At 65.2% G+C, this 9275-nt stretch carries 7 protein-coding genes; all 7 read right to left on the bottom strand.

Going from position 1 to position 9275, the window contains the following annotated elements:
• The coding region (locus KAY22_RS20170; protein ID WP_296625049.1) for an enoyl-CoA hydratase/isomerase family protein at positions 1-662 on the bottom strand (662 nt) is incomplete at its 3' end.
• Complete coding sequence (locus KAY22_RS20165) at positions 659-2284, bottom strand: class I adenylate-forming enzyme family protein (RefSeq protein ID WP_296625048.1); 1626 nt, start codon at positions 2282-2284, stop codon at positions 659-661. The genes KAY22_RS20165 and KAY22_RS20170, both read right to left, overlap by 4 nt.
• A 209-nt stretch (positions 2285-2493) precedes the next feature.
• Positions 2494-3636 carry an amidohydrolase family protein gene (locus tag KAY22_RS20160; protein WP_296625047.1) on the bottom strand — a complete coding sequence of 381 codons (1143 nt, stop codon included), beginning with the start codon at positions 3634-3636 and terminating at the stop codon, positions 2494-2496.
• A 94-nt stretch (positions 3637-3730) separates the two neighbouring features.
• A complete protein-coding gene (locus tag KAY22_RS20155; protein ID WP_296625046.1) occupies positions 3731-4957 on the bottom strand; it encodes an MFS transporter in 1227 nt (408 codons plus the stop codon).
• Positions 4958-5094: 137 nt separating this feature from the next.
• Positions 5095-5892, bottom strand: coding sequence for an SDR family NAD(P)-dependent oxidoreductase (locus KAY22_RS20150; RefSeq protein WP_296625045.1), 798 nt, complete (start codon positions 5890-5892; stop codon positions 5095-5097).
• A 25-nt stretch (positions 5893-5917) separates the two neighbouring features.
• On the bottom strand, positions 5918-8221 hold the full coding sequence (locus KAY22_RS20145) for a TonB-dependent receptor (RefSeq protein WP_296625044.1): 2304 nt from the start codon (positions 8219-8221) through the stop codon (positions 5918-5920).
• Positions 8222-8319: 98 nt separating this feature from the next.
• Positions 8320-9275 (bottom strand): alpha/beta hydrolase (locus KAY22_RS20140; RefSeq protein WP_296625043.1); only part of this gene is annotated, 956 nt, incomplete at its 5' end.

The following is a 9275-nucleotide window of genomic DNA, read 5'->3' as shown; positions in this document are numbered from 1 at the left end:
GTATCGAGCGTCATGTTCGCGAGCCGCTTGGCGCCCGCCAGACCGACCGGGCTCTTTGTCTCCATGCCCGCAATCCACTGCTTGGCCTCGGCGATCAGCTCGGCATCGGCCGCAACTTTCGTCACGAGACCCCAGGCCATCGAGGTCGGAGCGTCGAGCAGTTCGCCGGTGAGCATCAGATGCTTGGCGCGCAGCAGGCCGATCGCACGCGGCAGGCGCTGCGAACCGCCCGCGCCCGGCAGCTGGCCGAAGTTGAGATGGCCGTCACCGATGCGCGCGCTGGCCCCGGCAATCGCCATGTCACAGGCCAGCAGCAGTTCGATCCCGCCTGCGACACAGACGCCGTTGACTGCCGCGATCCAGATCGCGCGCGCCTTCTCGATGCCGACGAGCATGTCGTAGAAATCGTCGAGAAAAGCCTGAAACTCGGCAGGCTCGCGATAGAGGCGGATATAGCCGTCGAGATCGCCGCCGGCCGAGAAGCTGCGGCCGGCGCCGGTCAGCAGGACGAAGTCAACGCCCTCGCGGGCCTCGATCTCGGCGACGGCGCGCTTCAATTCCTTGACCGTCGACCAGTCGAGCGGGTTGAGCTTCTCGGCGCGCGACAGCGTCAGAAGCGCGGTGCGGCCTTCATAGGTAAGCGTCAGATTCTCGTAGCTCATGCCGGCACCGCCCAGCGCTTCTTCGCATCGTCGGTCAGCGCCCCCTTGGCGACCTTGCCGCCCGAGGAGCGCGGCAGTTCGTCCATCAGCACCAGATATTCGGGAAACCATTCGCGCGACACGCCGCGCTCGGCGAGATGCGTTGTCAGTTGGTCGAGCGTCAGTTCCTGCCCGGCCCTGGGGACCACATAGACGCAGACTCGTTCTCCGAAGACGGGATCGGGCGCCGGGACGGCTGCAACCAGCGCCACGGCGGGATGGGTCGCGACCTCGGCTTCGATCGCGGGCGCGGACAGATTCTTGCCGCCGCGGATGATGAACTCGGACGTCCGACCGACGACACGCAAATAGCCATCCGCATCGACGTCGACGATGTCGCCCATCAGCATCCAGCCGTCCGCTGTGAACAGCTTGGCGTTCGCCTCGTCATCGTCCCAGTAGCCGAGACAGGTGGCTGGTCCCCGGCAGGCGGGCTGCCCGCTGCCTTCGACTTCTGCGCCCGTGGCGGGATCGAACAGACGGACCTCCATCTCGTCGATGATGCGGCCGGCGGTCTTCAGCCGATGCTCGCGGCTGTCGCTTGCGGTGGTGCGGCTCAGCGCCCCTGTCTCGTTCGAGCCGTAGAATTGCAGGACCGCCGCGCCGGTCACCTCCTCGAACTCGGCGGCGCGCTTGTAGGGCACCGCTTCGCCCCCGGTGAACATCGATCGCAGCGACGACAGATCGCGCGGACGCTCGGCCTGTTCGTTGAGCAGCATGATGAACTGGGTCGACACGCAGCACAGCACGGTCACCCGCTCGCGCTCAATCAGGTCGAGGGCCAGGCCGGCATCGAAGCGCGGAAGCACCACGGTCGGCACGCCCAGCGCGGTGGGCGAAAAATGCGCGGTCCAGAGACCGAAGCCGAAGGGCGCCGGCACCGCGCCCATGAACACCTCGTCCTCGCCGAAGCGCCCGGCCTCTGCAGCGAGCTTGTGGAAATAGAACCAGCGATTCTGCGTGTGCATCACGCATTTGGGCATACCGGTCGTGCCCGAGGTCGAGTTGATCAGGAACAGGGCGTCGGGGTCACTCTCGGGGAAGTCGGTGTTGTCGACGGGGGCAGAGCCGATCCATTCGGGATGGGCGATCAGGTCCGGGACCGCCAGCCATTGCGACAGAGGCGCACCCTGCCCGCGCGCCGCCGCGACGAGTTCAGCGATCGACTGGTCGCGCATCCGGTCATGCGCAATCAGGAGGCCCGCACCGGTCCGCTTGAGAAGGTGGGCAATCTCCGCGATGCCCGCACGGGCGCCGATGCCGACCGCCACCATGCCGGCCCGTTCGACTCCGAGCAGCGCGGCGTGGACGGCCGGGCCATCGGGCAGGATGACGGCGACGCGCGATCCGGGCGGCAGGCCGCGTGCCAGGATTTCGGCTGCGATGCGGTTGCCTGCCTGGTGGTACTGGAGCCAGCTGAAGCGCCCCTCGGGCGTGACATAGGCGTCGGCGTCGGGCTTGGCCTCCGCCAGCTCGGCGACCCGGCGCGACAGGGTCAGATCGCCCCACAAGCCAGCGGCGCGATACCGCGCAGCAGCCTCCGGATCGGCGCGCCCGCTGCGGGCGACCTCAAGCGGCTTCACAGCAATCCCTCCTACCCCTCGTCGACTGTAAATTAGGTATCATTGCCATGATGTGGGCCGTCAACCGGCCCGATCCGCCTCCTCCGCCAGCGCTCCGCTCGCACTCTGTGGTGCGATGCCACTTGCCACGCTCGGCGGAAACGACAGGAAAGAACGGGAGCCGGGTCGACAGTCGCCATGGCGCACTGCCAACCCGGTCACCGCCTGTGTCAGGCAGCCGCCAGCTTCGGGCGGGTCTCTACCTTTTCCGCCGCCGGAAACTTGTAGAGCTTCTCGGCATTGCCGTGCAGGATCGCAGCCTTGGTCGGCCCCGGCACGCCGGCCATCGAGGCCTGGATCGTGCGCCAGCTATAAGGATAGTCGGCGCTGATGTGCGGATAGTCGGTCGACCACAGAACCCGCTCCGGATTCATGTAGCTGAGATTGTCGAGCCCGAAACTGTCGGTCATGTAGCCGAAGTAGAAATGCTCATCGATATATTCGGACGGCAGGCGCTTCAGACCGAAATTGCTGACCTTTTCGAGCCGCTGATAATTATTGTCGATCTGCTCCTTCACATAGGGCACCCAGCCGAAGTCGACTTCCGCAAAGGCGACCTTCAGGTTCGGGAAGCGATCGAACACGCCGTTGAAAATGAACTCGATGCAGCGGTTCGGCGCATCGAAGAAACGGCCATAGCCCGGCAGCTTCGCCTTGTGCGGCGACGGCTTGTAGATGCCCAGCGCGACATGGATGTTGAAGCAGACGTCGCGCTCGTGGATCGCGGCCCACAGATAATCATGCTCGTCGGTCATGACGGTGGTGCCGGTCGGATAGGCCTGCGACATCACCGCGCGCATGCCGGGACGACCCAGCACGCGGTCCATTTCCTCGACCGCGACCTTCACGCCGCCACGGTTGGGGATGTAGACCAGACCGCAGAAGCGGCTCGGGTCGTAGGCCACATATTCGGAGACCCAGTCATTATAGGCGCGGACAAGAGCGAGGTGGAATTCCTCGTCCTCGACGAGCGCAATCGCCGCCTGGATCGAGGGGGTCGGATACATGACTTCGGCGGTGACGCCGTCGCGGTCCTGCTCCTTGACGCGCTCGGCCGGATCCCAGCCGCCCTTGCGCATATCCTCGAAGCGCATCCACGCCTTCATGTCCTCGGGCGGCAGGCCGGCGCAGGCGTTCCAGCCGAAATTGCGCGGACCATCGAGACCCTCGAAAATCCAGCCGTCACCTTCCGGAAAACTCTCCATGCGAGGCGCGCGGTCCTTGAATTTCGCGGCCACGCGCTTCGTGAACAGGTCGCCCGGTTCATTGAAGTGACTGTCCGCCGAAATCAGCCTGCTGCTACCCAAAGGCATCGATTCATCTCCTGTATTAGCTATCTTTTATAAGATAGAAAAAATTGATCTGAGTCAACCGCATCCGCCCTTCGCGTATCGGCATCGCAGCGAGCTAGATTCCGCGCCTGCTTCCCCGGAATGCGAGCGTCCATGCGCCGATGAAGGCCGCGACAAGGATGAGAGCGGCGCCCACCGCCACGAAGGTCGCATGAATCCCCAGGTTGAGGCGGATCGGGGCGGTCAGGATCGGGTTTAGGAAGTGCCCGAGGAACAGGGAGGACTGTACCAGACCGATCGCCGAGCTGCGCTGCGACGGGCTGACCTTGTCGAGAAAACGGTTGAGGAAGAAGGGCATTGTCCAGCCGGCACCGATTCCTTCGATCACGACGCAGAGCAGGATCAGCTCATAGGTCGGAACAAGTCCTGCGCCGATGAAGCCCGTACCCATCAGGATCGCCGCCGCGACCAGCGTCCAGGCGCCGAGACGCGCATAGACGAAGCCAAAGCCAAAGGCCGCGATGATCGACACCGCCGAGCTGAGTGCCGGCACACGCGACACCAGCACCGCGCTGGTGATGCCATTATCGCGCAACAGGAAGGGCATCTGGAAAGACGGCATGGTGTGGCCGATCGACATCACCAGCGACAGCAGGAGCAGCGGCCACAGCTGCCAGACAGAGAAGCTCTCCCCGCCCTTCGGCGCGCGCTCGAGGTGGATCGGACGATCGAAGGCGATGAAGGCGAGCAGCAGCATGAAGCCGGGAAGAAGGAACATGATGCCGGGCGCGCGCCAGCCATAATGTTGCGCGAGCCAGCCGCCGAGCAGCATCGTCGACACCGTGCCGATCGAGGAAATCGCCTGGCGATAGCCGATCAGTTTCGACCGCAGGGCTCCCGCAAATTGTGCGGCGAGGATGCTCGTCATCGCGACATCCGCGACGACGGCGCTGAACCCCAGGACGAAGCGGCTGGCAAGCAGCAGATAATAATCCTGGACCACCAGCTGCATGAGCCCGGCCACGGTACAGATGCCGAGCGACAGGAACATCGTGTTGCGCAGGTTGCGGTTCGAGACGACGAGGCCTGCGAGCAGGCCCGACAGCGCCATCCCGACGGGCGCCAGTGTCACGACGAACTGCGCGCTCAGCACGTCGTCACCCTGCCCGCCAAACTCCTTGGCGATCAATTGGAGTGCGGGAACGACGGTGGTGAAGGCGAGGGCGGACTTGATGCCGCCCGTCAGCAGGATGAAGATGACCAGCGCGCGCCGCCACGCCGGCAATTCGGTCGCAGGCGCCGTTGCCGGCGTATCACTCACTATGCCCCCGACCGCGGCCATGGCATCCCTCCTCATCCTCTGTTTTCAGACGATAGCATCGCCGCATCGGGCGAGACTTCCCGTTGGAGCATTCCTCCATTGCCGAGCCTGCATCATTGGCGATCGGGACGGCAAGCGGTTCGGCTTTGCCGGAAGCGTCAGCCCAGCGTCAGACCGCCGTCGACCGTCCAGACAGCCCCAGTCACGAAGGATGCGGCAGGGCTGGCCAGAAGATGAACCACGCGGGCGATTTCATCAACTTCGCCGGGCCGCATCAGCCCCTTGGTGAGCGGCCGAACATTCAGGGCGCCCGCCGGCAGCGCTGCGATCTGCGCCTTGGCCGCAGGGGTCAGCACCGGGCCGGCCGCGATGGCGTTGACCCGAATCCCGAACGACGCCAGCTCGATCGCCATGACGCGCGTCAGCGCCTCGAGCCCCGCCTTGGACGACGCATAAGCCGCCTTACCAGCGGTCGAATGGAGCGCCTGCACCGATCCGATGCTGACGATCGCTCCGCCCTTGCCCGACGCCTGCATCCGCCGTGCCGCCAGCTGTGACAGCCGCGCGACGCCCTTAAGATTGACGTCGAGCAGCATGTCCCAATGGGCTTCCTCGAGATCGAGGATTCCGCCCGAGGGGAAGAGGCCCGCCGCATTGATCAGGATATCGATCGGCTTTTCGCCGAGAGACGCCGCGAGGGCTCCTTCGACCCCCTGCCAGTCGGTCACGTCGGCCGCAACCGACCGTGCACCGTCGATCGTCGCAACGGCCGTCGCGATAGCATCGGCGTTCCGATCAAGAAGGACGACGCTCGCGCCCGCCTCCGCCAGATGCATGGCGACGCCATGACCGATGCCGGACGCCCCGCCCGTCACCAGCGCGGTCTTTCCGTCGAGCCGGCTCATATCCGCCAGCGACGCCGGAGCGACGCCCGATGAAGCGTTCACCCCTTCCATCGCGCGCCGCTCCTCGCCCTGGGGATCAGAGTTCGATGCCGAGTGCGGCACCGAAATAGCGCGGGCGACTATAGGTGCCGGCCATGATCGCACCGAAGTCCGACGCAAAGGTGATGAACCGGTTGTTCGACAGATTTTCGCCGAAGACCTGCGCCCGCATCTTGCGATCGGCGGCCATGAACTCCCAGATGATCCGGGCGCTGTAGTTGGATTCCTTGCCATAGAGCGGCACCTGCGCCGTGTTCGGGGCCTGGGCGATCAGCGTATAGGTCGGCGAATTGCTCTTGCCGTCATAGTCGCCGCGGATCGTGAAGGTGCCGGCATCGCCCGCATCGAACTTATACTGGCCGCCGACATGGTAGGTCCAGTGCGGCACATTGGCGAACTCGGCCTGCGACGCGACATTGGTCGGCACGCCCGCGACGGCGAGGATATAGCGCTTATATTTCGGGCGGACATGGCCGAGATTGCCGTCGAAGCGGAAATCGCCGAGCGCCACCACCGCCTCGACCTCGAAGCCGCGATATTGCGCCTTGCCGGCGTTGGTCAGCTGATTGGTGTTGGTCTGGATGTTGTAGCCGTTGACCTGCAGATCGTCATAGTCGGTCTGAAAGGCCGACAGGTTGAGGCGCAGGCGACGGTCGAACAGGTCGCTCTTGAGGCCGGCTTCATAGCTGATCGCCGTTTCGGGATCGAAGGGCAGCGCGCCGACGGTGGGGGCGTTGTAGCCGCCCGAGCGATAGGCCGACGAAGCACGGCCATAGACCATGACCTGCGGCGTGATCTGATAGCTGGCCGAACCCAGCCAGCCGACATTGTCCCACTTGTCCTTGCGCGACTGTGCCAGAGTCGTCGTGGTGGTGGTCGTCTGGACCGAGGTAGAGTTCAGCGTCTTCTTGTCCTCGGTGTAGCGAAGACCGCCGACGATCTCGAGCCGGCCATCGGCAAAGGCGGGCTTCCACCCGACCTGCGCGAAGCCCGCATAGGATTTGGAATCGATCGAGTAGCTGGTCGACCGGTTGAGCCGGACCGCGACGGTCGGCGAGATCGGCGAGTTCAGGATCGTGGTGATCGTCTCGTCGACCTTCTCGTCATAATAATAGAAGCCGACCAGATAGTTGAAGTCGCCGAGCGTGCCGAGGAACTGCAGCTCCTGGGTGAACTGCTTCTGATCGCCCGGATTGTTCGGGGTCACATGCGCGGTGACCGGTTCGAGATTCTGGCCGGGCACCACCGGATTGGCGACGATGCCGCGCGTCGATCCGCCACCGATATTGCCGCGCAGATTCTGGTCGATGCGCTGATAGCCGGTGATCGACTTGATCGAAAGCGCGTCGCTGACGTCGTAATCGAGCGTGAAGGCGCCGCCATAGGTCTCGACCGCCGACTTGCCGTCGGTGCGCGGATCGCGGACCGAGAAGTCGCGCGGGCCGACGCCGATCGGATAGGCCGGGCCGAAATTCTGCCCCGCATTGCCGAAATAGGCGCGGCCGACGGTCGAAGCCGCGAGCGCCTCCCAGCCGGTGTAGGAGATGATCTTGTTATAGCGACCGCGCAAATCCATCGTCAGCGCGCCCATCTCGCCCCGGATCGCGCCGCCGAAGCCATAGCTGTCGAGCGCGCCGCCCCACTTGGCCTTCGAATAGCCCGGCGCCTCGACCCAGCCGTCACGGCTGTGCGTCTGGGCCGACAGCTTCACCGCAAAGGGCGAGCTGCCGATGCGGCCCAGCTGGGCAATCGCCGAGGCGACGATCTCGTTGCGTGAACCATAGGAGAAGTCGGCCTTCAGCCCCGCTTCCTCGGTGGGATTGCGCGTATTGAGGACGATCGCGCCGCCCGTCGTGTTGCGGCCGAACAGCGTGCCCTGCGGCCCGCGCAGCACCTCGACGCTGGCAATGTCGGGCAGGTCGAAGGTGTTGCCGCTCGGGCGCGGGGTATAAACGCCGTCGACATAGACCCCGACCGCCGGCTCGACATAGAGCGCGGTCGACAGCGTGCCGATGCCGCGGATGTAGATTGCGGGCGCGTTGCCGCTGCCGCTCGCCTGGGTGACGCGCAGGCTGGGCGCCAGCTGGGTCAGGCCCTCGATCCGGACGATGTTGAGCGTCTGCAACTGCTGCGAGGAGATCGCGCTGACCGAAAGCGGGGTCTTCTGTGCGCTTTCCGAAACGCGCCGCGCGGTGACGATGATATCCTCGATCTGACCCGCCGTCAGCTGTTCAGCGGTGTCACCCGCATTTTGCGCATGAGCCGGGGCCGCCGCAACGAGCAGCGCCCCGACGGCTACACCCGCACGAAAGAGATCGCGCGCCGCGATTTGCCTCAACATTCTGCATCCCCTCGGATTTATGATTTAGGCCGGTTCTACGGCAGCTTGCGATCAGAACAATTCTGAAACCGGCACGGCTGCCATGCAAAATCGGCAAGTTAGACCTGCGCAGCTGGCTCACCCCACCCAGCCTCGAGCCCCCGCCCGACCAAATCCCCCACTCTGTCGATCTCCGCATTGGCCGCCGGCAGCAGGTCGATGAGAGTCGCGAAGCCGTGGGCCATGCCGTCGTGGGTGCGCAGGCGGACTCGGACGCCCGCCTGACCGAGCGCTTCGGCGTAAGCGCGGCCTTCATCGTGAAGCGGGTCGCATTGGCCGAGGACGATGATCGCCTCGGGCAGCCCCGCGAAACTCTCTGTCGCCAAGGGCGCAGCTTCCGTTTCGGCCCGACGCTCGGCCGGGACGTGATGATCCCAGAACCACGCCATGTCGGCACGCGTTATGAAATGCCCGCCTGCCCCGTAGAGGCGATAGGAGGGCCGGTCGAAATCCGGCGACAGGACGGGATAGAAAAGCAGTTGCATCGCTATGGCCGGCCCACCGCGCTTGCGCGCACGGAGCGTCAGTGCAGCCGCGATATTGCCACCTGCGCTGTCTCCAGCGACGATGATCGGCCGCCCGGTCCCGGCCAGTGCCGAGAGAACCGCCCAGCCATCATCGAGCGGCGCGGGATAGGGGTGTTCGGGCGCAAGCCGATAGTCGACGCTGATGACCTCCAGCCCGCTCGCCGCCGCAAGCTGGCGGCACACGGGGTCGAAGCCGTCGAGCGTACCGAACACCCAGCCGCCGCCATGGAAATAGAGGATCACGCCGGGCCCGCGCGACGCCAGCGGCACATAGCGACGAGCCGCCACCCCCGCGAACTCGATATCCTCGATCTGGGCGACCTTCGCGCCGCGATCCTTCGGGAGCGCTGCCTGCGATTGCGCAAAGCTGCGGCGCGCATCCTCGACGCTGCCTTCGGCAAAGCCCGGCAGGTTCAGTGCCGCGCGGCGTTCGAGCATGGCCCGCATGTGCGGATGCAGCTCGGCTGGTGTGTCCCTCTCCATCACGC

This window comes from Rhizorhabdus sp. (assembly GCF_018006725.1).
In the GTDB taxonomy this organism is placed as follows: Bacteria; Pseudomonadota; Alphaproteobacteria; order Sphingomonadales; family Sphingomonadaceae; genus Rhizorhabdus.
This window is presented reverse-complemented; position numbering and strand designations above follow the sequence as displayed.